Genomic DNA, 21830 nt, shown 5'->3' on the forward strand with positions numbered 1-21830 from the left:
CCGGCTAGCTTTGCGCCAAGCCCCAGAGCTTGGCGAAGTTTTTCCCCTTGCCGACGGCGACCTGCAGCGATTGCGCCGAGGGCTGGGGCTTGATGCCGGTGTTGAACGTGAAGTTGATGGGCGACTGCACCTCGGTCGACGCGTCGTCCGCCACCGAGAGGTTCAGCTCATCGCCCCGCTTCTCCAGGATTCCATTCATGTCGGTCGAGTTCGAGTGGAAGCAGAGGTAATACTCCTTCTGCACCGGATCGTACTCGTAGACCGAGAACTGGAACGTGACCAGCACGTTCGTCATGGAGGTGTAAATCAGGAGGGCGATGTTTTGCTTGTTCGACGCGGAGACCTGCCCGGTCAGATACACCGCGTCGGTGACGCCCGTCTCCCAGAGGATGTCGCGCAGGACCGCGACGACCGCCAGATCCTCGGTCGGGTTCGTGGGGTTCTTGCACGTCAGATCGGCGGTCAGCGTCGTATCTCCGACTTTGATCGACGTGATGAAACCGACCGCTGTCTGCTTGTCCTTCTTGTAGTTGAAGCCCTGATAAACGTCGAGGACTTTACGAAACTCCGGCATGGCCGTTCATCCTTTCCTGAATGCTCGATCCCGTATCAGGGCCCGCCCAGGGCCGCTTCGAGCCGGAGCTCGACGTCCATTCCTTCGAATTGCGCGTGCGGCAGAACCGAGATGACCGACTTGTACCAGCCGAACGGACCCGGCTTCGGCTCCACGCTCACGCTCACGGCCTTGAACGGATAGAACCGCAAGGTCAGATCGTCGGGATTGACGACCGTCGTGACGTACCCGCCGAGCCAGTTCGCCAGCACCTGCTGGATGTACGGCCCGTCGGCCGTGCTGCCGATGTACTCGCGCATCATGCGCTTGACGAAATGCGCGATGCGCGTGATCGAGAACGAGTACGCGAGGTTCGTGACGAGGTGCGCGTTCTTCGTGTTGAGATCCTCGACGAACGTGCGCGGCTTCTTGAGCGACTGCGCGCTGAAGAACGTGGCCACGGCCTCGTTTTTCTTGTGCACGAGCGGGATGAAGCCGTTCGAGGCGAACTGCAGCTCGCGGTAATCGGGGATCGCGATCTCCACGGGCGGCTGCTGGTGCTCGTAGCCGTTCTTCTCGTACGTGTAGACCGTGAGCCCCTCGACGATGCCGCCGCCGCGCGGCCCGCGAATGTGCTGGGCCCAGCCCGAGCCCTCGAAGGAACGGACCATGTTCTTCGCGAAGAGAATGGCCGCGTTGCCCCAGAGGAAATTGCTCGCGTCGTCCGTGCGGCCCGGCTGGACCGTCTCCTTGTAACCGACGAGGTTGCCCGCTTCGAGCTTGTACGAGTGGCCGAACGGGCGGCGCAGGAGGTAGCGCGGCAGCACGAGCCCGAGGTACGCGGCGTAATCGGTGTCGCGCAGCTCGTTGTACTTGCCGAAATGCGGGTGCGTGAGCACCGCGTCGAGGTCGCCGATCTCCGCGACCTCCTGCATCGTCTTGCAGGGCGAGAAGAAGTCCGGCGCGACCGACGAGACGAACGGGCAATGCGAGGCGTTCGCCACGCGGCCCATGGCGCGCAGCCAGTCGATGTCCTCGTCCGACGAGTCGAACTCGTAGAGGCCGATCATCGTGGCAAAGGGCTTGCCGCCGTACCGATCGTACTCCTGGATGTAGACCTTGTTGAAGAGGCTACCGCCGAAGATGTCGGTGTCGTGATCGATGACGTCGGCGCCGATCTCGGCCTTGCTCCCGTCGAGGAAATCGATGATGACGTCCTCGCTCTCGACGCCCGACGCGAGGTGGTGCAGCCCCCGCCAGACCGCCTCGAGGGCCTGGAAATCGTCGTCGTGGAAGACGTCGTCGAGGTGCTTGCCGAGCTTCTCGTCGACCTTCTGCGCGACGAGCGCGATCGCCTCGACGACGTTCGAATAACTCGCGAAGACGTGCAGCGGTCCGAGCTCCTCGTCGCGCGAGAGCGTGAGGTCGTCGCTGCAATTGACGAGCAGCGCCGCGAGGTCGTTCATGAACCGCGCGCCGTCGTTGATGTTGACGTTGCGGTCATCGAATTTGAGCGGGGCCGTCGCGCCGGAATCGTCGGCGAGGGAGAGCGCGCCGTCCGTGGAGCCCGTCGGCTGCGCCGCCGGCTTGACCTCGCTGATGAGGAGCTTGAGCGAGTCACCTTCCTTGAGGTCGCCCGCGGTCTCGCCGAACGCCCCGAGAAGATCCGCTTTGAGTTCGTCGGCGGTTTTGGGAGTTGTATTCGTGACAGGCATGATCGCTCCTCGACCTCAGATGGCGAGCACCTTGTAATTGTCTTTCGCCCACTTCTGGAGCTCCTTGAGCCCGTCGGGCGAGGCGAGCGCGCGCTTCATCTGGGCGCGCAGCTCGGGGCGGTTGCGCAGCATGGATTGGAGCTCGAGCATCATCAGCTTGATGACGCGGAGCCGCTGGAGCTCGGGAATGCTGCTGGCCACCGCGTCCGGCGTGAAATCCTTCATCGACGCGAAGGCCACCGTGCGCTCCGCGCTGACCTTGAGCGGCGTGGTGATGGGCAGGACGTACACCCGACCCTTCGAGACGTCGTCGTCGTCGCTGTCCTCGGCCTCGGGCTTGGGCACATTCGCCGCGTCCAGCGCGACCACGCGATTGCGCAAAAGGCCCGTCACGAGGCCGACCTTCTTGCGGGTCGACGGGTCGATCGTATCACCGGCGACCTCGCCGGAGAACGTGATCGTCGCGCCCTGGACCTCGAGGTTGCCCCCGTCGTCGATCGATTTCACGTCGAGCGTGCCGCCCACGATGATCTCCCCGTCGACGCGGCTCAGGCCGTTCTCCTCCGGCGTGCTCTCGAAACGCGCCTTGCCGGAGAGCGGATATTTGCCGGCCTCTTTGCGGGCGATGGCGCCGCTCGGGACCGTGCAGACGATCCGGTCGAGGGTCACGGTGCCGGGCAGGCTCGATTTGAGGTGCGAGAGCGCCTTCGGCAAATGCCAGGTCGGGACGATCTCGCTCAGGTGATCGTCCACGGTGGTCCCGCGCTTGATCGAGCGGACGTTCCGCTCGGCGAGGGCGGGCAGGAGGCCCGCGGCGCGCTTGGAGCGGCCCTCGAACTCACCCAGGACCAGGACCCGGTAGGGCAGCTTCTCTTGCTGCGGCGTGCCGGTGATGTTGGTCCGATAGGTGATGGTGAGCCTGGACTTGAAAATCTGGTCCTGGATATACTTGCTCAAGATCGGTTCTCCTTCCCCACCACCTCGTCCAAACGAGGCAAGACGCGCGTTTGCCAGCGATGCGACGCTCGCCTTTGCCCCCCTCGTGCAGAAAACCCGAGGACCGAACCGTGGGGGCTCGGGGCTTTACGGTTCCAATCGCGCATAGCGTTCCACGGGCGCGCTCCCGGGGACAAATTTGCCGTCAAGCCGGGCGTTCGGGCGGGCGCCCCTCGAAGAGCGTGTGGATCTCGGAAGGCCGCGATTTGGCGAGCGGATCCCAGCCGAGCTCGCCCGGCCCGCGGACGATGAGCTTGCCCGACGCCTCGTGATCGACGAGCAGCACGCGCAGGTGCACGGCCGCGCCGGCGAGCGCGGGCAAGACATGATCAAAAAGACGAGCGCGCGCCTCGCGTGTCCACGGTTCATTCGTCCAGGTCCGCGACGCGTCGGTCACCAGAATGGCATCGATCCCGGGCACCGAGACCTCGGCCTCGCCCCCGAGCGCGGAAATGCCGAGCGTCGCCTGTCCAATCCGCGCGTCGGGCGCGGGCAAGCGACGCTCGTGCCCAGCGCGGCGCACCGAGACTTCGAGCTCGGGATACACCTTGCGAAAGAGCCAGCCGAGCGTGATCGGCGACGAGGGGCGGGCGAGCGCGAATGCCGAGCCGCGCAGGGAACGAGGGCGCGGGACGAGGCGCTCGCGCTGCACGGGCGCACGCGAATCGGCGTGATCGGCGAGGAGCCGATGGTCGGCGAGCGCGACGATGCCTTCGAGCGCGGGACCCGCTTGCGGATGCGCGAAGAGCTCCTGGAAATACGAGGGCAGCGGGGTCGTGACCGCGCGCAGGCCGAGGTTCAGGGTGACGATGATATGGTCGCCGAAAAACTCGACTGCGCGCACGAGCGTGGGTTCGAGCGCGAGCGAGGGGTGGCTGCGAAATCGCAAGAGGCGGTCGGGAAAACGCGCACGGAGCAAGCCCAAGAGGGCCGGGAGCTCGAAGGCGGGGGCCGCGCGCGAAATGGCCTCCTCCAGCGCGACGCGACCTGCGCCGGGCGGGGCGGGGGGCATTTCGGAGGACAGCGGCGCCGGCCCGTCCATGCGTCAGGTCCCGACGAACGCGTCGAGGTCGACCTGATAGAGCTGCTCGAGCGCCTGCCACGCCGGGCCGCCCTCGGCCTCCCAGTGGGGCGCGATGTCGCCGATGTGCGACGAGAGAAGGCGAAAATGAGGGGCGAGCAGGGCGGGCAGGTACACGCGCGGATCGAATCGATCGACGACGCGGCGCACGTCCTGGGCCACGATCGCGGCCTTGCCCATCTCGCCGCGGCTCACGAGGAGCTCGAAGGCTTCGAGCTTGCGGATGAACTGCTCGAGCGCGGCCGAGACCTCGATCGTGCGGGCGGGCGGCGCGCTGGGATGGGGTTTTTCCGACTCGAACACAGGCTCGGGATCGGAGGGCGCATTCTCCTCGGGCTCGTCCAGGGCTTGCTCCTCGATCGGCTCCGGCTCCGCGGGCGTGACCTCCGCCGGGGGCGGCGGCGGGGGAGGCGGAGGCGGCGGCACGCGCTGGAAGACGCTCTCGCTGCGGGCGCGCAGCGCGGAGAGCTCACGCACGGATTGTGGAGATTCGATCGCGGCCGTGATGGCCTTGGCGAGCGCCTCGGCCTCGGCGGCGGTCTTCGTCAGCAAATCGCGCGGGATCGTCGTGGCCCAGGTCTTCCACGTCGCGTCGCGCTTGGTTTCGTGGAAGTCGATGGACGCTCGAATCCCGCGGAACAAAAGCGTCCAGGCCGAGTCGGCCACGCGCGCCTTGCGCTGGAAGGGCCGGAGCGCGCGGAAGCCTCCTTCGAGGGCGAAACGTGTGGTCGCGAGGATCTCGGGCAATGCCATCGGGCCTCGCTCGGCGAAGACGCCGAGCAAAAAGGCCGCGACGAGCCGGGCGTCGGTCGCGCCGGCTTCGATCGAGAGCGAGGCACGCTCGGCGGCGGCGCGCAGCTCGCCGCCCTGGGCGAGGCGCAACGTATCGTCCACAGCCGCGGTGGTCGCATCCATTCCGGGGCCGGAGAGGGCGTGCGTGACGAGGTTCGGATCGAGCATGACGAAGACCTCGGACCGAGGTGTATGTCGGGACAGACCCGTCAGGTCCCGAGCATCTGCGCCCGGAGGCCGGTCAGATCGCGGAAGACGGGGCTTTCCGCCTTCCGCAGGAGGATGCCCGAGGAGTATTGCCGATGGCACCAGTCGAGGTCCAATTCCTTGCCGACGCGCCGGGGGAAGAGGGGGAAGATCTCGACGCGCTGCGGGAGGAAGTCCTCGCCGAGATCATCGCGGATCGTGCGGGAAACGAGGGCGGAGACATCCTTTGCGGGGACGTCGCTCGCGCCCGTGAAGACGAGCAGGAGGAAGGCCCAGCGGGCGCCCGGTTCTCCGGTCGGCACGGGCACGACGGCGGCGCCCACGACGCCGGGCAGCGTGGAGACGCGGGCCGTGACCTCGCTCGCGGGATACACGCGCGCGGCGCGGCGCGGGAGCAGGGTCGAGCCATACAGGAACTCGGCGCCGAGGCTCGCGAGAATGAAAAACCCTTCTTTGCCGGGCAGGGGGACGAAGACGCCGGTCGCGCCGACGGCAGGTTCACCGCTGCCGCCGGAATCGAGCACGAGGTACGGACGGCCGGGCGCGGGCAAGGCGCGGGCATTGCTGCTGCCGGGCCGGCGGGTGGAGAAAAGCAGGCAGCCGCCGCTGGCCGCGTCGACGAGGACGTTGCTCACCGGAGCACGCGCGAGGTCGTTTTTTTTGATGAACTCGTTGTGACCGATCCAGTCGAGAGGCTCGTCGACGCTCCGGAAGACGTGACGGAGGCGCGCGAGGCGCGCGGGTTTGCGGCGAAGGTGGGCCGCGACCGTCGGGGCCGCGCCGAGCACGGTGATCGGCGATTTTTCGAGGAGGGTCGGGTCTTCTTCGAGGTCGGCCTTTCGAACGTCAACGAACGTCGCGCCCGCGAGAAGGGTCGAGAGGAGCAGGGCCGGCATGTGCTGCTGCATCGGGAAATCCGGCGCCGCGAGGGCGTCGCCGGGGCCGATGCGATAAGCGAACACGGCGTCGCGCAAGGCGTCTTCGAGGGCACGCGCGGCGGGAAGATCGACGGGGACGAGCAGCGGCGCGCGCAGCGGGGAGAAGAGACGGCCGCAGGGCTCGTCGGGCGCATACGCATACGGGGGCGCGCGCAGGGCGGGGCCATTCTCGACGAGGGGTAATGCGAGCGCGGCGAAATCACCGAGCGGCGGAGGATCGTCGGGATCGAAGATGACGTGCGCGGGCCCGAGCGCTTCGAGGCGCGCGGCGAGCGCGCTGGCGCCCGCGGGTTCGAGGATGGCAACGCAAAGGCCGAGGCGCAGGGCCGCGGCGAGGGCCACGACGAACGCGGGTCCGAGGGGAAGGACAATGGCGATCGGCGCGCCGGCCTTGGCGCCGCGTTGCGCCCAGGCGGCTGCACACGCGGAGGCGCGGGCGTCGAGCGCGGAAAACGAGAGCGAGCGCGCCGTGGAACGTTCATACCAGACAAACGCCGGCCGGTTCGCGGCGACGTGACGCAGGACGGCGTCGTGATAGAGATCCTGCGATTTTCCCGGGCGACTGCGGAGCGGCGGGCCTTTTTCGCGGACGAATTCGAAGAGGGCAGACCAGAAAGAATCAGGGGCCTCGCAGCTCGCGGCGAGCCAGTCGAGCGAGGGGACATCATCCTCGCGAGAGAGGTCGAGGCTCTGGACGAGGGCGGGGATCTCCATGAGGCGCCCGGGCAGACGAGCAGGGCGCGCGCAGCGGGGCAAGTTTTCCGCAACGCCGGGGCTCGCCCGGGCCGTGCCCCCTCAATTGCAGGTGGCCCCGTCCTCGAAGCATTTCTGGAAGTTGCAGCGACATACCACGCTCCGGCCGCCCGGCATGTCCGTGGTCCAGCCGTCCTTGGAGCAATCGGAGAACGAGCACCGCGTGCGGGCCGACTCACCGCCGGGCAAGTCCGTCTCCCAGCCGTTCTTCATGCAATCGGAGAACGAGCATCGCGTCCGCGCCGTCGTGCCATCCGGGAAGCTCGTCTCCCAGCCGTCCTTCATGCAATTGGAGAACGAGCACCGCGTCCGCGCCGTCGTGCCATCCGGGTAACGGGCCTCCCAGCCGTCTTTCATGCAATCGCCGAAGGAGCAACGCACGTCGATGTCGCCCTCGGGCGTCGAGGTCGTCCACCCATCCTTCAAGCAATTGCTGAACTTGCAGCGGCCCGCGGCGAGGACCGCGGCCGCCACGTAACGCGCAGTTTTCGCCTGCGCTTTTCGTTCGGTTTCCTGGGCCGCGGCCTCGGCGGCGACACGCTCGGCTTCGATCTTGCGGAACCTGGCGACGTCGCTGCTCGCGTTCGCCCATTTCAATTGCTTCGCGTCGTCGTGCGCCCAAGAGAGGCACGCGCCGGTGAAGGAAGGGACATCGTCTGCGGGGACCTTGGGCCTCACGCGATGGCAGGCCCGGAGAACGATGGCGTCGGCGTCGGCGTGCGGCGCGACTTCGGTGAGCAGGTCGAACGATTCGAGCGAGGGAGCTTTTTCGATCGACTTTTCGAGGTACCCGGCGGCCTCGAGCTCCAGCTTCGCGACCTCGATTTCGCCGTTTCTGACGGCTTTGGTGCGCCTCAGCTCCATCACACGCTCGGCGAAGGCTCCGGCGTCGTCGACGAGGTCCTTGCCTGCCGTGATCTTCACACGCAGCGACGCGAGCTCGGCCTGGATCTCCTCGACGCGCGTGGCCTCCGCGTCCTCTTCCTTTTCGACCTCCGCGACCCGCGCGGCGGCACGATTCTCCGGGGGGACCTCGACAGGCTCGGGCTCTCCGAAGCCACTCGTCTGCGCTTGCGTCTGCACTTGCAGCGGGATGAGCGAGCACCCCATGCCGAGCACGACGGGGAGCGCGAGGGCGAGGGTCCGGGCCTTGGGAGTACGCCACATATCGCGTCGATCGTACGCGGATCCGCGGCGACGCTCAACCACGCGTGCTGCGCCTTCGCCATCTATTTGGCCCTATCCTCGTGACGCCTGGTACCCTCGTCCCGCCGGAGGGGGAAACTCGCCCGGAAGGCCCGATGCTGGTCACCATTCGGATTCGAACCACGCGCGACGAGGGACGGACCGCGCTCTGCGAGCTCACGCTGGACCGCCGGCAGAGCTTCTCGGCGCTCGCCGAATCCCTCTTCACGCAATGGGAGATCGAGACCGCCGGGCCGCGGCTCGATCCGGAAGATCGCGCGGGCCTTTTGCGCAAGCTCGAAAGCTGGCTCGTCACGCACCGGCACGACCTGCGCTTCGGGCAGGCGCCGATCTTCGAGTACACGTGCCTGCGCCCGCCCGCGCCCCCGAAGCGGCCGCGCCCCCTGCCCCGCCCCGCCGAAGCGCCCCCTTCCCCGCCCGTCGACGACAGCGGCGAGGACGGGGCCCTGAAGCGCATCGAGGCCCAGATCGATTGGCAAGGGGGTTAGGCATGAGCGGGGTGAAATCGCTGCGCATTCGGCCGAGCAAGCGGGACGAGGAGGCCCTGCGGCGAGCTGCGGCCGAACGAGCGAAGCTGGCGCGTGAGGAGGCCTCGAAGGCGGAGGCCTCGAAGCCTTTGCCATCGGCCATAGTGCCGAGGACGGCGCCCGTGGAGGCGTGCCTCCGGCGCGTCGAGCGGATCCTCGGTCTCTTGTCGGCATGCGCGACGCTCGGCATCACGCTCGATCGCGAGGCCGAGCAGGCCCGCGCCGCGCTCGTCGAATTCACGCGCCAGCCGGACGCGGCGAGGCTCGGGGCCGTGGACGCTCTCCTTGCGCGGGTCTCGCCACGCACGCTGGAAGAGGCCATCGCGGCCAGGCAAGAGGCGCTCACGCGTGCGCTCGCCGTGCTGGAGGCGCCCGCGTGGCAGCGGCAGCTCGAAGCTTTTCGCGCGGGGCTCACGGCCGATCTCCGAGGTTTGGCCGGACGAAGGGTGCAAGACGGCCCGGCGAACGTCGGGGCCCTGCTCGGCGAGCTCGATGCGCTGCTCGCGGCGCGGGCGCGGGCGCGGGTCGTGTCGCTCTGCGAGGGTGGCGTCGCGGCGGGGCTCCGGGCCTCGGAGGTTCGATTCGAGCCGCGCGAAGGCGCGTTCGTCGCCGAGCTCTCCGACGATCACGGCGTCTTCGCGCGGATCGCGGAGCACCTCGTGTCGTGGGCCGCGCTCCCGGAGATCGACGCGATCGAAATGCGCGGGCCCGCAGAGTGGGACGGTCCAGCGTGCGTGCACGGCGGTTATGCGGACGTGCTCGGGGCGCTGCGGGCGCAAGGCGTCGAGGCGGAACTCTACGGCGAGGACGGGCGCGCGCTCTGGCCCGCGGGCGGCGATGACGCGGGCGGCGCGGAGGTTGTCCTGCAAAACGTAACGGCGACGGGGAGGCAAGGTTCGTCGTGACGGACCTCCTGCTCAACCTCGCGGATGCCGTCGCGCCGTCACGCGCGAACGGCCCCGGCGCGCGCGCGGTCCTCTGGGCGCAGGGCTGCTCGCTCCGATGCCGGGGCTGTCACAACCCGCAAACTTGGGCCACGGCGCCGCGGCGCGTTTGCACGGTGAATGCAGCCGCGTCCTGGGTGCGCTCCTTCCGAGGCTTGCGCGGGGTGACGTTGAGCGGCGGAGAACCCTTCGAGCAAGCGCTCGGCTTCGCGGCGCTCTGCCGCGCGCTTCGGGCCGAGGGCGCGGACGTCGTGGCATTTTCGGGTTTTGCCCGGGACGAGATCGAAGGAGACGTGCGACCTCATTCCCGGGCGCTGCTCGCCGAGGTCGATCTGCTGATCGACGGCCGATACGAGGCCGACCTCGCAGCGCGGCTACCCTTGCGGGGCTCGTCGAACCAGCGTCTGCATTTCCTGACGAACCGGATTCGCCCCGAGGAAATCGAAGGTTTGCCCGCGGTGGAGTGGCTCGGCAAGGGGGAGCGGGCGCGCGTGACGGGGTTCGTCCTCCGCGCCCTCGGGCCACGAACCGCCGAGGGGCGCGCATGAGCGGGAGCCCCGCGCCGGATCGGGAGCGCGAACCTGCGATCCTGCTGCTCGGCTGGCGTCGGTCCGGAAAAACCCGGACGCGGATGCGGTGGAGCCAATACGCCCGCATGGCGCCCGTGACGCCCGAGGGAATCGGTCCTCCGCGGGTGGAGACGGGGGCAAACCCGGCGCCGACGGCGGCGGTGACGGAGCATCGGATCGAAATCGGCGAGCGCGCAGTGCGGGTGATCGACGTGCCGGGGGCGATCGTGGACGCGGCGCGGGACGAGGCCGGGGCGCTGCGCGATGCGCTGGAGCCGCGGATCGGTCGAATCGGAGGCATCGTCCTTTGCGTGGCCCCGCCCGTGCCGCCGCGGCGAAAAGGGTTGGTCCCGGGACACGTGCATCCCTCGCTCGTACCTGCTTATGGCGACCTTTTCCCGGCCGGCGAAGCGACGGCCGAGCCCGCGGCCGCGCAGGTCGAGGAGGTGCGCGCGCGGATCGACGCCGTGATGGCGTTCGTGGAGCAATTCGCGGGGCGCATGGGCAAGGACGCGCGCGACGTGCCCATTGCCGTGCAGGTCAATTTCGCGGATCTCGTCGCGCTCGGGAGCACGGACGACGAGGACGCGGCGGCGCGGGATCGGCTCTTCGCGCGGTATGGTCGTATGCTGCCGGCCGATCGGGCGGCGTTCACGAACCCCGCGCAGATCGAGGCGCGGCGCGCCGAGGCGGCGGCGGTGGACGCCGACGTATCCGCCCTCGCGACGGACATCGCGGACTTCATGCGAACGCGATGGCCCGGACACGATTTCTGGTTTTCGGTGGCCGCGAACGTGGAGGATCCGCTCGGGCACCGGAGCGCGGCGGCGGGACTCGTGTATCTCGTCGACCGGACGCTCGGGGAAGAGGCACTCGCGGCGGCGCGCGCAGAGCGCGAGGAAGCGCGGCGCGTCGAAATGGCGCGGCGCGTGGAAGCGCGGCGGGCCCTCTTGCGGCGTTTCCGACCCGCGCTCGTCGGGGTGCCCGCGTTGCTTCTCCTCTTGCTGGCCGCGAGCACGGTGACCTGGGAGAGCCGCACGGAACATGCCGCACCTTTGCTGGTTCGCCGCGTGCGGTGGTACGCTCAAACCTATCTAGCCCCGGAGGGTCCTGGGCATGGCCCCGGCCCCCGCGCAGCTCGGACGCGATCGCCATGAGCCCGAAACAACGCGTCATCCAGGCGTGTTATCCCGCCAATCGTATCCCGGCGTCGATGCTGGCGCAGGCGTTTTTCCGGCCGTACGCGACGAGACCGCCGCACGCGGCCAAAACCATCCAGCGCAGCACGACCTCCCTGCCCCCGCACCCGGCCACGGTGGCGCAACGAAAAAGCGCGGCGCCGCGGCCCACCGAACGTCCGCCGCACGCCGCGATGCGCGGCGCCCCGCTGCAAAGGCGCGCCGCGGACGAACCGACTGCATTCGGCGCGGCGCAGCCCTCGGGCGTGCACGCCTTTCAGCCGCCCCAGGGTTTCCTCGAAGGCAAGCCGGCGCGCGAGGGGCAGCCGCTCCCGCCGTCGGTGCTACGCAAAATGGAGAGTTTCTTCGAGGCGGATTTCTCCGACGTGCGGGTCCACGTGGGCGGCGAGGCGGCGTCGATCGGGGCGATCGCGTTCACGCTGGGCACCGACATTCATTTCGCGCCCGGGTTTTACGAGCCACACACCTCGCGAGGGCAGGAGCTGCTCGGGCACGAGCTCACGCACGTGGTGCAGCAGCGCGAGGGGCGGGTGGCGAACCCGCTGGGCGACGGGATCGCCGTGGTGCAGGATTTCGAGCTGGAAGCGGAGGCGGATCGTATGGGGCGGGCGGTGGCCACGGGGCAACCGAAGATGGCCGCGAATACGCGCCCCTTCCCCGCCTTCGGGCCGCCGGCGCAAAACGTCGGGCCGCTGCAAATGCGGGCGGCGCAGGCGAAAGGCGCGGGATACCGGCTCATCTTCGGGACGTACATGCACGAGAACGAGAGCCTCCCGGAGCCGCTCGCCGGCCATAGCTTCGTCGCGCTCGAGGAGCCGACCGGGGAGCGGCACGCCTGGGGTTTTTCACCCCAGAATTACAGCTCTTACGATCCGCACCGGGACCTCGGCAAGCTCATGTCGGGCGTCCCCGGCATGGTGCACGACGACAAAACGGCCTTCGAGAAGCCCGGGGTGCGGCTCAAGGAATATCCCATCGACGCGGCGCAGGCGCAGGCGGCGATGGCGAAGGTGGCCGAGTATCAGTCGGGGCGACACCGGTTCAACCTGCAGTCGAAGCAATGCTCGGCGTTCGCGCTCGACGTGCTCCGCGCGGCCGACGTGAAGACGCCGGTGAGCGGATCGGTGCGCGGGCCGCGCGACGTGTACGAGAAGCTGCGGTAAGGTTTTCCCAGGGAACGACGCGGAGGAGGCGGCGATGGCGAACGGCGAGGGCGAGGGGAAAAAGCAGCGGGCGCCGCATCCGGCGACGGTGCAGCGGAAAACGACGACGGCGCAGCCCGGAAAACGGCCGAGCAGGCCGCCGCACCCGGCCACGGTGCAAAAGAAATCGGCCGCGACGACGGGCGCGCGGAAAGAACGGCCGCCGCATCCGGCCACGGTGCAACGAAAAGCCTCCGCGCCCGGCGGCGCGCGCAAGGAGCGGCCGCCGCATCCGGCCACGGTGGCCCGGACAAACGGATCCGGCGCCGCGCAACGGCTCGCGGCGCCCGGGAAAACCGGCGCCGTCACGCTGGCGTCCGGCTCGGCGCTTTATCATGCGACGAGTTATGCCGGGCTCAACGTCCTTCTGCGGTCGGGGATCGGGGCCGGCGTGAACGGGCGGACGGGCTCGGTGTTCCCCACGTCGACCGCGCTCGACGCCGGGCGTGCGGGCTCGGGCGGGCCGGCGGCGGTGCTGGAGCTGCGGACGACGCGCGCCTTGCAAGGCGATCGTGACGCGCCGGCGCAGCGAAAGACCGCGGCCCCGGTCGAGCCCGCGGAGGGAGACACGCCGCCCGATTTCGCCGTCGATCGCCGCGGCTCTCGCGGGGTGCAGTGCAAACTGCACCCTCGCGCGCTCGATGCGCTCGAACCCGTGGCCGTGCACCTGCGCGACGCGCGTGGCGCCTGGGCGCGCTTCACGGTCGCGCAGTACCGCGAGATGTCGGGCGCGGGCTGAACCGCTGCCGCGCCCTTGCCTCGGCGCTCCGGCTTCTTCACCATGCGCTCCCGCACATGGCGTCGCTCGAAGACATCACCAGGCGCTACTACGAGACGACGGCCTCGCGTGGCCACCGCCCGACTGCCGAGCACTACAAAACGAGCTCCGCGGGCCTCTTGCGCCGCCTCGGCCCTTGGCTCCCCGAAGATCGCACGACGGCGTGCCTCGACCTCGCCTGCGGCTGCGGCGAGCTCATCTACGCGCTCGAACAGCGCGGGTTCGTCCGTACACACGGCGTCGACCTCTGCGTCGAGGAGCTCGACGAGGCGCGGAAGTTCGTGCGCGGCGAGCTCGTGGTGGGCGACGTGATCGACCACCTCGCCGCGGCGCGCGAGGGCGCCTACGGCTTCGTGACGGCCTTCAACATCGTCGAGCACCTGCCCAAGGATCGGCTCATCGACTTCTTCCGCGAGGCGCATCGCGTGCTGCGTCCGGGCGGCGCGCTCGTGGGCATGGTGCCGAACGCCGTGTCGCCGTTCGGCGCGGCGGCGCGATACTGGGACATCACGCACCAGATCGCGTTCACGCCGAACAGCATCACGCAGCTCGCGGCGATGACTGGCTTTGGCGAGCGCGTGGAGTTCCGCGAGTGCGGCCCGGTGCCGTACGGCGTGAAGAGCGCGATCCGGTACGTCGCCTGGCGAGCGTTGCGCGGCGCGATCGAGGCGTGGTTTCTCGTGGAAAACGGGGCGACGCGCGGCGGGATCTATTCGTCGGACATGCTCTTCCGGCTGCGGAAGGAGGGCTAGGCGCCGCCATGCGTATCCTCGTCCTCGGCCCCCGATTCGCGGACGGCTTTGCCGACAACGTCGCCGAAACGCTCGTCGAGATGGGCCACGAGGTCCTCGGGGCGGAGGAGGTCGATCACGCCGCATACTGGTCGGTCCCTCGGCGCGCGCTGCGTTTGGTGGAGGAGCGGGTCTTCGGGGACGCGCCTTTGCCGCAGGATCGCAAGCTCCTGCGCCTCGTGAAGGATCGGCGCCCGGATGTCTTGCTCGCGCTCACGTGGGACGTGCACCCGGAGATCCTCGACGCGCTCGGCCGCTTCGTGCCGGGGCGGCGTATTCTCTGGTGGGGCGACGCGCCCGCGAACAGCCGCAGGTTCGGGCTCGTGAATCCCTTCTGGGACAAGGTGTACGTCAAGGATCCGGACGCCGTGAAAAAGCTCCGGCTCGCGGGTCAGGCGTGCGCGCTCCTGCACGAGGCGATGAATCCGCGCTGGCATCGGCCGCTCGCGAAACAAACGAGTGATGCCGTGGTCGTCGCCGGAAATTATTATGCGTTCCGACAAGCCGTCCTCCTGCGGCTGCTTCGCGACGGCGCGCGGCTCGAGCTCTACGGCACCGAGCCGCCGCCCTGGTCGGCGAAGGAGATCCGCGAGAGTTTTTCCGGGAAATACGTGGTCCGCGAGGAGAAGAGCCGCGTGTTCGGGGCGGGGATGGCTTGCCTCAACACGTTCGCGCTTGCGGAGGGCAATTCGCTGAATTGTCGCGCGTTCGAGATCGCGGGCGCGGGCGGGCTTCAGCTCGTGGAGTTTCGGCCGACGCTGCTCCAGTGCTTCGAGCCGGGCAAGGAGGTGCTCACCTTCGAGACGTACGAGGAGCTCCGCGACCACCTCGAACACGCGCGCCGCTTCCCCGCCGACATGCTCACCATTCGCGAGGCCGGCGCGCGCCGCGCCCTCGCCGAACACACGTATCGGCATCGGCTCGAAACCATCCTCGCAGATTTCGCCTGACGTTTTTCATGCCCCTCCGCGTCCTCCACGTCATTCCGAGCTTCTGGCCCGCGACGCGGTACGGCGGACCGATCGAAGGCGTACTCCGCCTTTGCCAGCGCCTCCTCGGCCTCGGCGTGAACGTCGAGGTCGTCACGACGGACGCCGACGGCGCGGGGGATCTGGCCGTGCCCCACGCGGAAAAGACGCTCGCCGAGGGCGTGCCCGTTCGTTATTTTCCGCGCAGGCCTCGCACGCGGTTCGCCGTGTCCGCGCCTCTCGCGCTTCATCTCGCCCGGGAAATCCCGCGGTGGGACCTGGTCCACGTCACGGCCTTGTTCTCGTTTTCCTCGGCCGCGGCCATGGCCCTCGCGCGACGCACGGGTGTGCCCGCCGTCCTCTCGCCCCAGGGCACGCTCATGCCGTGGGCCATCGGCTCGAAGCGCTGGAAGAAGGCGCCGTATTTCGAGCTCGTCGAGCGGAGGAACGTCCTCTCCGCCGCGGGCGTGCATGCGACGAGCGACGAGGAAGCACGCGAGATTCGCCGCCACGTCCCCGGCGCGCGCACGTTCGTCGTGCCAAACGGTGTCGATTTGCCCGACGTGCTCCCCGACGTGCCTCGCGAGAAGGCGCGGATCGTCTTTCTGGGCCGCATCCATCCGGTCAAGGGGTTCGATGTGCTCGTGCCTGCGCTCGCTCGCGTCGCGGCCGTGATGCCCGAGGTGGAGACGCTCGTCGCCGGCCCAGACGAGGATGGCGAGCAGGCGCGCGTCGAGGCGCTCCTCGCTCGCGCCACGCCCCGCCCCCGCGTGCGGTTCCTCGGGCCTGTGTACGGGAAAGACAAACTTGAGCTCCTCGCGTCGGCCACGGCCCTCGTGTTGCCCTCGCACGGCGAGAATTTCGGGATCGTGGTGGCCGAGGCCCTCGCCGTGGGCACGCCCGTCGTCGTGAGCAAGGCTTGCCCCTGGAAAGTCCTCGAAGAACGTGGTGCGGGCGCCTGGGTCGAGAATACGCCCGAGCGGGTTGCCGAGGCGCTGCTCGCGATCCTCGAAGACCCCGCCCGCGCACGGCGCATGGGGGAAGCGGGGCGCGCCGTGGCCGCTGGGTTTGGCTGGGATGCCATTGCAAAGCAGATGCTCGGGCATTACGAGGCGATCGTCGGCGGCGGGAGGCGGGCGTGAAGATCCTCGTCGTCTCCTCGGTCGGCGGTCACCTGACCGAGATCATGCAGCTCGCGCCGGTCCTCGCCGGCCACGAGGTCGTCCTCGTCCTGAACGACGATGCCGCATTGCCCGATTTTCCGTTCGCCCGGGTCTATCGCATCGCGCACGCCGAGCGAGACGTTCGTGTGCTCTTGAACCTGCTCGAAGCCGCGCGGATCCTACGCCACGAGGATCCCGACATCGTGCTCTCGGCCGGCGCGGGACCGGCGGTCCCGGTCGCGGTCGTGGCGCGGATGGGCACGCGGGCGCGGGTCGTGTTCGTCGAGACGGCCGCGGCGATCGTCCGGCCCACGCTCACGGGGCGGCTGATGGCGCCGCTCGCGCATCGTTTCTTTTATCAATGGGACACGCTCGCGCGGTTCTTCCCGCGGGCCGAGAAGGCGAGCATTCACTTCGGATGAGGATCTTCGTCACCGTCGGCAATGCGCTCGTCCCCTTCGACCGGCTCCTCCGCTGGGTCGACGAGGCCACGTCCGCGCTCCCCGTGCCCGTGGAAGGCCTCTGCCAGCACGGCCCGAGTGAGGTTCGTCCGCGCGCGCTCACGCCACGCGAGCACCTCTCCCGCGCTGAATTCGAGCGCGAAATGGATCACGCCGACGTGGTCGTCTGCCATGCGGGTGTCGGCACGCTCTCCGACGCGCTTCGCCGTGGCCATCGCCCGACCGTCGCCGCGCGGCGCGCTGGGTTCGGCGAGATCGTCAACGATCACCAGCTCGAAATCGTCGCGGCGCTCGGGGGAGAAGGGCGGATCGAGGTCGTCGAGGACGCGGAATCGCTCCGCGCAGCGCTCTTGCGGTATGCGCGAGGAGAGGCGCGGCGTGGTCCTCCGCGGGACGAGGATCCTGCGCGGCTCTTGCCCGTGGCGCGCGCGCTCGCCGAAGGCCCGGCCCGCGCGCGTGCGCCGCGGCTCGGAAAACTCGCCTTGGACGCGCTCGCCGCGCTGGGCCCGCGGCTCGATCGGCTGCGCGTCCGATGAAACCGCGCGCTTGCCCCCGCGCCGCGCTCCCGCTACGTTCGGCGGCGCGATGAGCATGACCCGCGAACACACGCGTTCCGCGTGCCGAATCTGCGGGGCGCGTGGAGCGCCGGAAGAGATATTCGAAGAGATCGCTTGTTTCCGCTGCGCCACCTGCGGCACCGTGCAATCGAACGTTCTGCCCACGGTGGAGGAGCTGGCCAAGCATTACGCAGGTTTTTCCGAGAGCTACACGGCCGGTATGGGCGCCGAGCGGTTCGCCCGCGAGATGCCGAAGCGCCACGCCGCGAAGCTCGCGCTCGTGCGTCGCCATCAGCCTGGAGGCCGCCTGCTCGACGTCGGCTGCGGGGAAGGCGGATTCCTCTCGCAGGCCCTCGAAGCCGGGTTCGACGCCGTCGGGTGTGATTATTCGGTGCGAAGGGAATATTCGCCCGGCGTCAAGGTTTTTCCGGGCAACCTCGACGCCGAGGGAGGCTTGCCGTTCGAGGACGGAAGCTTCGACGCCGTGACGTCCTGGGCCGTGATCGAGCACGTCCGCGACCCGCACGCCGCGATGCGCGAGGTGCGACGCGTCCTCAAACCGGGCGGTTTTTTCTTTTGCGATACGCCCCTCTGCGGCGACGCCTCGGAGCGCGACGTCGCGGCGCGCTCGCACTGGTTCTGCCCGCCCGAGCACATTCACGTCTTCTCGTACGGCTCGCTCTCGCGCCTCGTCTGGGCCGCGGGCCTCGACGTCGTGTATTCGACGCCCTCGTTCGAGCGCTCGGCGCCGAGGTACGTGGCGCGGCGCCTGCGAAACGTGCTCGTCGGCGTCGTCCTCGGGCGCACGCTCCGCCATTTCGACCCGGGCGCGTGGGAGCGCCGGAGGCAGAGCGTGGTCACGCAGATCGGGGACATCCAGCTCCTCGTCGCGCAGAAGCCCCGGGCCTGACCGTGCCGCCCGCTTGCCCTGCGGCCGCGAGGCCGCTAGTTTGATTGGAGGTGCCGGCATGAGCCCCGATCCTCGAGCGAAATTCCGCGCGCTGACCCGGGTCTTCGACCCAATTTACCGGCCGTACCTCGACGCCGACGACGGCCCCGGCTCGTCGTACGTCCCGGAAGCGCACGAGCACTATCGCGCCGAGCTCGAAGCCGCGCTCGACCTGAACGACAACGCCAAGCTCCTGCTCGCAGGCCAGCCCGGCTGCGGCAAGACCACGCTGCTGCTCAGCATCGCCCACCGGCTGCGGCGCGAGGGGCGGCTCGTCGCGTTCGTGGACCTCGAAGCGCAAACGGCCGTGCAGGATCTCGGCTCGCTGGAGATGTACCTCGCCGCCAAGGCCGAGCTCGTGGCCGAGGTGAAACAAGCGGGCATCAGCCTCTCCGAGAAGACGGCCGAGATGCTGCGCAGCGCCCTCGAACGCCTGCTCGGCTCGCCCGTCGCGCCCGACCTCGACGCCCTCGGCGCCGCGCTCCGCCGGCTGCTCTCCACGGTGCGCGAGAGCAAGCTCCTGCGCGACGAGCTGCGCCGGCAAATCAAGGAATCGGGCTTCGAGCCGATCGACATGCTCGCAAGCTTGCTCGACGACCTCGAAGAGCACAGGCCCGTCGTGCTGCTCGATGGCCTCGACAAACTCCCGCCCGTGCAGGCGCGTGACGCGTTCCTCGGCGACGAAAAGAAGCCGATGGTCGAGGCGCCGGGCGCGGCGATCCTGACGATCCCGATTTCGTTGATCTACGAGCCCACGTTCAACGTGCTCTCGGAGAGGTACAACAACGCGGGAAGCGCGGTCCTGCCGGCGGTTCGTCTCTGGGATCTCAACCCGCACACGAACACGCGCAGGCGCTCCGAGCAGGGCGTGAGCATCATGCGCCGCATCGTGGAGGCGCGCGTCGAGCCGATCGACGCGCGGATCGTGATGCCCGAGGCCGTCGAGCGCGCGATCGTGGGCTCGGGCGGCAACATCCGCGAGCTCGCGCGGCTCCTCCAATCGAGCGTGGTCAAGGCGCACGTCCGCCGCGGCACGTTCATCGAGGAGCAGGACGTCGCCGCCGCGATCGCCGATCAGCGAGAATCCTTCCGCCGCGCGTACGATCCTCGCTTTTTGCCGGTGCTCGAAAAGGTGCGGCGCGAGTTCCGCCTCGAAGGTCAGGGGGACGTGACGAAGCAGCTCCTCTACGGGCTCTGGGTGATCGAATATCGCAATGGCATCGCCTGGTATTCGCTCCCCGATCCCGTCGAGCAGCTCCTCCGGCAAATGGAGAACTGGGCCGGATGACGCCGGAAGCGCGCATCGAGGAGCTCTCCGCGAGGATCTCGCTGGCGCAGGGCTCGCCGTCCCTGCTCGTCGTGGTGGCCGAGTCCGACGCGACGCTCGACGAGGCGCGCAGGCTGCTCGTGGGCATTCTGCAAAGGGCGCCGATGCGCGTGGAGGACCTCGGCGCGTGTGACGTCGACATGGGCCCCGCGCGCTGGGTGGAGCTCACGCACGAGCGCGCGGCCGACGCCTACGTGCTCTCCGCGGCGCCGTGGGGCCCGTTCAGCGGCGGCGCGTTCGCGGGCCTCTTGAATGCCGAGCGCGAGTTTTTGCGCCGGCTCGCCGGGCCCGTGCTGCTCGTCGTCTCCCGGGAGACGGAGCGAATCCTTCGGCAAAAAGCGCCCGATTTCTTCACGTGGGCCGCGCGTACGTACGAGCTGCCCGCGCCCGCGGAGCTCGTCGCGATCGCGCGGAAGCTCGGCGCCTTGCCGGAGCGCGCGCCAGGCGTGCCCTCGGAGGAGCCGCCCATTCGATTCCTCCACCTCTCGGACCTCCATTTGAGGCCCCAGCGGGTGAAGCGATACGATCAGGACCGCGTGCTCCGCGGCCTCGTCGATTTCCTGGAGCAGGACCGCGACCGGTTTCCGCTCGATCTGATTTTCGTGACGGGCGACCTCGCCCACAGCGGCAAACCCGAAGAGTTCGAGCTCGTGGTCGACCTCTTCCGGCGTATCCTCGAGGTGACGGGCGTCGAGCCGACCCATTTCTTCGTCGTCCCCGGCAACCACGACGTCGACCGTGACGTGGGCCGATGGCTCCGGCGCACGCTCGACAAGGACGAAGAGGCGATCGCGTTCTTCGAGGACGAGCACGCGCGGCGATTCCATGCGCAGAAGCTCGAAGCGTATCGCGCGGTGCTCGCGCCGCTGCTCGGAGAGGACCGCGCGCTCGGCCTCGGCGTGGGCGCGAATGCGGTGGAGGTCGTGACGGTGCGCGGCGTCCGGATCGCGGTGGCGTCGTTCAATTCCGCGTTTTTCGCGCAGGGCGACGACGACCACGGAAAACTCTGGCTCGGCGAGCCGAACGTGGATCGCGCCGGCGATCGCATCTCGGACGAGGGCGCGCAGGCCGCCATTGCGCTCATGCACCACCCGTTCGAGGAGCTGCACGAGCTCGAGCGCGACATCATCGAGCAACGCTTCGAGCGCCTCTTCGACCTCGTGCTGCGCGGCCACATGCACCAGCCGAAGAGCCGCGGCATCGCCTCGCAGCGCGGCGGTTTCGTCGAGCTCGCGGCGCCGTCGGCCTACCAGGGGAGCCCGTGGCCCAATGGCTGCCTGCTCGGCGAGCTGCGTCCGCGCTCGGGCAAGGTGCGCATCACCCCGTACACGTACACCTCGGGCGCGGATCCGTGGGTGCTCGATACCAAGGTTTTTCCGGACGACGCGAGGGACGGATACACGCACACGTTCAGTGTGCCCGAGAAGAAGCGGACGCCGAGCGTATTGCGGAGGCATCTGGCCCAGGCGACGGAGGAGGCCGTGGAAGCCGCGCCGGAGGCCGTGCAAAGGCAGGTCGCGAAGGTGCTCGGCATCGAGGCGCCGAGCAGCCGGATGTCAAAAGAGGTCGCGAAAAAGGTGGCGCGCGCGGCGGCGGCGAAGGTGGACGATCCGGCATTGCTCGCGAACGTGGTGGACGAGCGGCGCATGAGCACGGCGCTGAGCAAGACGGCCGCGGACGAGCTCGAAGCGGGAGGACCGACGCGTATTCCGAGGTCGGATCCGCAATTCTTGGAGAAAGCGCTCGGGCGGGTGGCGGAGTTCATCCACCGGAAGGTCCGCGGCAAGGTGGCGAAGGACGCATTCCGCGAGGGTATGCTCTCGCCGCTCATCGCCGCGGCGCTGAGTCATGTCGTCGATGGCATCGTTTTCGTTCCATCCTTACACGACCCCGCTCTGCGGCCCTACATCCTCATCGGCAATGCTAACGAGGAACCGGCGGTCCGTTCGGTGATCGATGTGCAATTGCTGAGGCGCGCTGGAGACGTCGCGCCACGAAAACTGGATGAAGTTGAACGCCATTTGCAGACCGGCGAGGTCGCGCACGGCGCGCTCGTGGTCGTTCACACGGGCGAGGGCAACGAGGAGCCTCGCATCGAGCACGAGAAGACCCCGGCCGGGCGGGACATCCTCGTATTGCATCTGTTCTGGTAGG

Annotated in this window: 21 protein-coding genes; 14 read left to right on the forward strand and 7 right to left on the reverse strand. The window is 68.9% G+C overall.

The window, feature by feature from the left end:
* Positions 1–4: 4 nt before the first annotated feature.
* The 7 genes from QHF84_RS40890 to QHF84_RS40920 all read right to left on the reverse strand — a co-directional run bounded on the left by QHF84_RS40890 (position 5) and on the right by QHF84_RS40920 (position 8202).
* Positions 5–574 (reverse strand): hypothetical protein, encoded by a 570-nt coding sequence (locus tag QHF84_RS40890; RefSeq protein ID WP_281319008.1) that lies wholly within the window; start codon positions 572–574, stop codon positions 5–7.
* Between the two features lie 35 nt (positions 575–609).
* Positions 610–2268, reverse strand: coding sequence for a type VI secretion system contractile sheath large subunit (gene tssC / locus QHF84_RS40895; protein ID WP_281319009.1), 1659 nt, complete (start codon positions 2266–2268; stop codon positions 610–612).
* A 15-nt stretch (positions 2269–2283) separates the two neighbouring features.
* A complete protein-coding gene (locus QHF84_RS40900; RefSeq protein ID WP_281319010.1) occupies positions 2284–3225 on the reverse strand; it encodes a type VI secretion system contractile sheath small subunit in 942 nt (313 codons plus the stop codon).
* Between the two features lie 184 nt (positions 3226–3409).
* The gene (locus tag QHF84_RS40905; protein ID WP_281319011.1) at positions 3410–4306 is read right to left on the reverse strand and encodes a hypothetical protein; all 897 of its coding nucleotides are present in this window, start codon (positions 4304–4306) and stop codon (positions 3410–3412) included.
* Between the two features lie 3 nt (positions 4307–4309).
* Positions 4310–5305, reverse strand: a complete 996-nt coding sequence (locus tag QHF84_RS40910; protein ID WP_281319012.1) for a type VI secretion system protein IglI family protein — start codon at positions 5303–5305, stop codon at positions 4310–4312.
* 41 nt (positions 5306–5346) lie between these two features.
* Complete coding sequence (locus tag QHF84_RS40915; RefSeq protein WP_281319013.1) at positions 5347–6996, reverse strand: AMP-binding protein; 1650 nt, start codon at positions 6994–6996, stop codon at positions 5347–5349.
* Between the two features lie 81 nt (positions 6997–7077).
* Positions 7078–8202: a hypothetical protein gene (locus tag QHF84_RS40920; RefSeq protein WP_281319014.1), complete on the reverse strand. Its 1125-nt coding sequence runs from the start codon at positions 8200–8202 to the stop codon at positions 7078–7080.
* Between the two features lie 134 nt (positions 8203–8336).
* On the opposite strand from QHF84_RS40920, the gene QHF84_RS40925 reads away from it, so the two are divergent.
* The 14 genes from QHF84_RS40925 (at position 8337) to QHF84_RS40990 (ending at position 21829) form a co-directional block, all read left to right on the forward strand.
* Complete coding sequence (locus QHF84_RS40925) at positions 8337–8729, forward strand: hypothetical protein (protein ID WP_272418577.1); 393 nt, start codon at positions 8337–8339, stop codon at positions 8727–8729.
* Positions 8730–8731: 2 nt separating this feature from the next.
* On the forward strand, positions 8732–9673 hold the full coding sequence (locus QHF84_RS40930; RefSeq protein WP_281319015.1) for a hypothetical protein: 942 nt from the start codon (positions 8732–8734) through the stop codon (positions 9671–9673).
* Complete coding sequence (locus QHF84_RS40935; RefSeq protein ID WP_281319016.1) at positions 9670–10260, forward strand: 4Fe-4S single cluster domain-containing protein; 591 nt, start codon at positions 9670–9672, stop codon at positions 10258–10260. The genes QHF84_RS40930 and QHF84_RS40935 overlap by 4 nt, the downstream gene beginning before the upstream one ends.
* The gene (locus QHF84_RS40940; RefSeq protein WP_281319017.1) at positions 10257–11438 is read left to right on the forward strand and encodes a hypothetical protein; all 1182 of its coding nucleotides are present in this window, start codon (positions 10257–10259) and stop codon (positions 11436–11438) included. Before QHF84_RS40935 ends, QHF84_RS40940 begins: the two co-directional genes overlap by 4 nt.
* Positions 11435–12643: a DUF4157 domain-containing protein gene (locus tag QHF84_RS40945; protein WP_281319018.1), complete on the forward strand. Its 1209-nt coding sequence runs from the start codon at positions 11435–11437 to the stop codon at positions 12641–12643. The genes QHF84_RS40940 and QHF84_RS40945 overlap by 4 nt, the downstream gene beginning before the upstream one ends.
* A gap of 34 nt (positions 12644–12677) precedes the next feature.
* Entirely contained in the window at positions 12678–13421 is a 744-nt protein-coding gene (locus QHF84_RS40950) for a hypothetical protein (RefSeq protein ID WP_281319019.1), read from the forward strand.
* A 56-nt stretch (positions 13422–13477) separates the two neighbouring features.
* Complete coding sequence (locus tag QHF84_RS40955) at positions 13478–14212, forward strand: class I SAM-dependent methyltransferase (protein WP_281319020.1); 735 nt, start codon at positions 13478–13480, stop codon at positions 14210–14212.
* An 8-nt stretch (positions 14213–14220) separates the two neighbouring features.
* Positions 14221–15201: a glycosyltransferase gene (locus QHF84_RS40960; protein ID WP_281319021.1), complete on the forward strand. Its 981-nt coding sequence runs from the start codon at positions 14221–14223 to the stop codon at positions 15199–15201.
* A gap of 8 nt (positions 15202–15209) precedes the next feature.
* A complete protein-coding gene (locus tag QHF84_RS40965; RefSeq protein ID WP_281319022.1) occupies positions 15210–16361 on the forward strand; it encodes a glycosyltransferase in 1152 nt (383 codons plus the stop codon).
* Positions 16358–16804 (forward strand): hypothetical protein, encoded by a 447-nt coding sequence (locus tag QHF84_RS40970; RefSeq protein WP_281319023.1) that lies wholly within the window; start codon positions 16358–16360, stop codon positions 16802–16804. The genes QHF84_RS40965 and QHF84_RS40970 overlap by 4 nt, the downstream gene beginning before the upstream one ends.
* Positions 16801–17379 carry a glycosyltransferase gene (locus tag QHF84_RS40975; protein WP_281319024.1) on the forward strand — a complete coding sequence of 193 codons (579 nt, stop codon included), beginning with the start codon at positions 16801–16803 and terminating at the stop codon, positions 17377–17379. The genes QHF84_RS40970 and QHF84_RS40975 overlap by 4 nt, the downstream gene beginning before the upstream one ends.
* 163 nt (positions 17380–17542) lie before the next feature.
* Positions 17543–18310, forward strand: a complete 768-nt coding sequence (locus QHF84_RS40980; RefSeq protein ID WP_281319025.1) for a class I SAM-dependent methyltransferase — start codon at positions 17543–17545, stop codon at positions 18308–18310.
* 58 nt (positions 18311–18368) lie between these two features.
* On the forward strand, positions 18369–19637 hold the full coding sequence (locus QHF84_RS40985) for an ATP-binding protein (RefSeq protein ID WP_281319026.1): 1269 nt from the start codon (positions 18369–18371) through the stop codon (positions 19635–19637).
* On the forward strand, positions 19634–21829 hold the full coding sequence (locus QHF84_RS40990; RefSeq protein WP_281319027.1) for a metallophosphoesterase: 2196 nt from the start codon (positions 19634–19636) through the stop codon (positions 21827–21829). The genes QHF84_RS40985 and QHF84_RS40990 overlap by 4 nt, the downstream gene beginning before the upstream one ends.
* The last annotated feature ends 1 nt before the right edge of the window (position 21830 follow it).

The organism is Polyangium sp. y55x31, from assembly GCF_029946505.1.
In the GTDB taxonomy this organism is placed as follows: domain Bacteria; phylum Myxococcota_A; class Polyangia; order Polyangiales; family Polyangiaceae; genus Polyangium.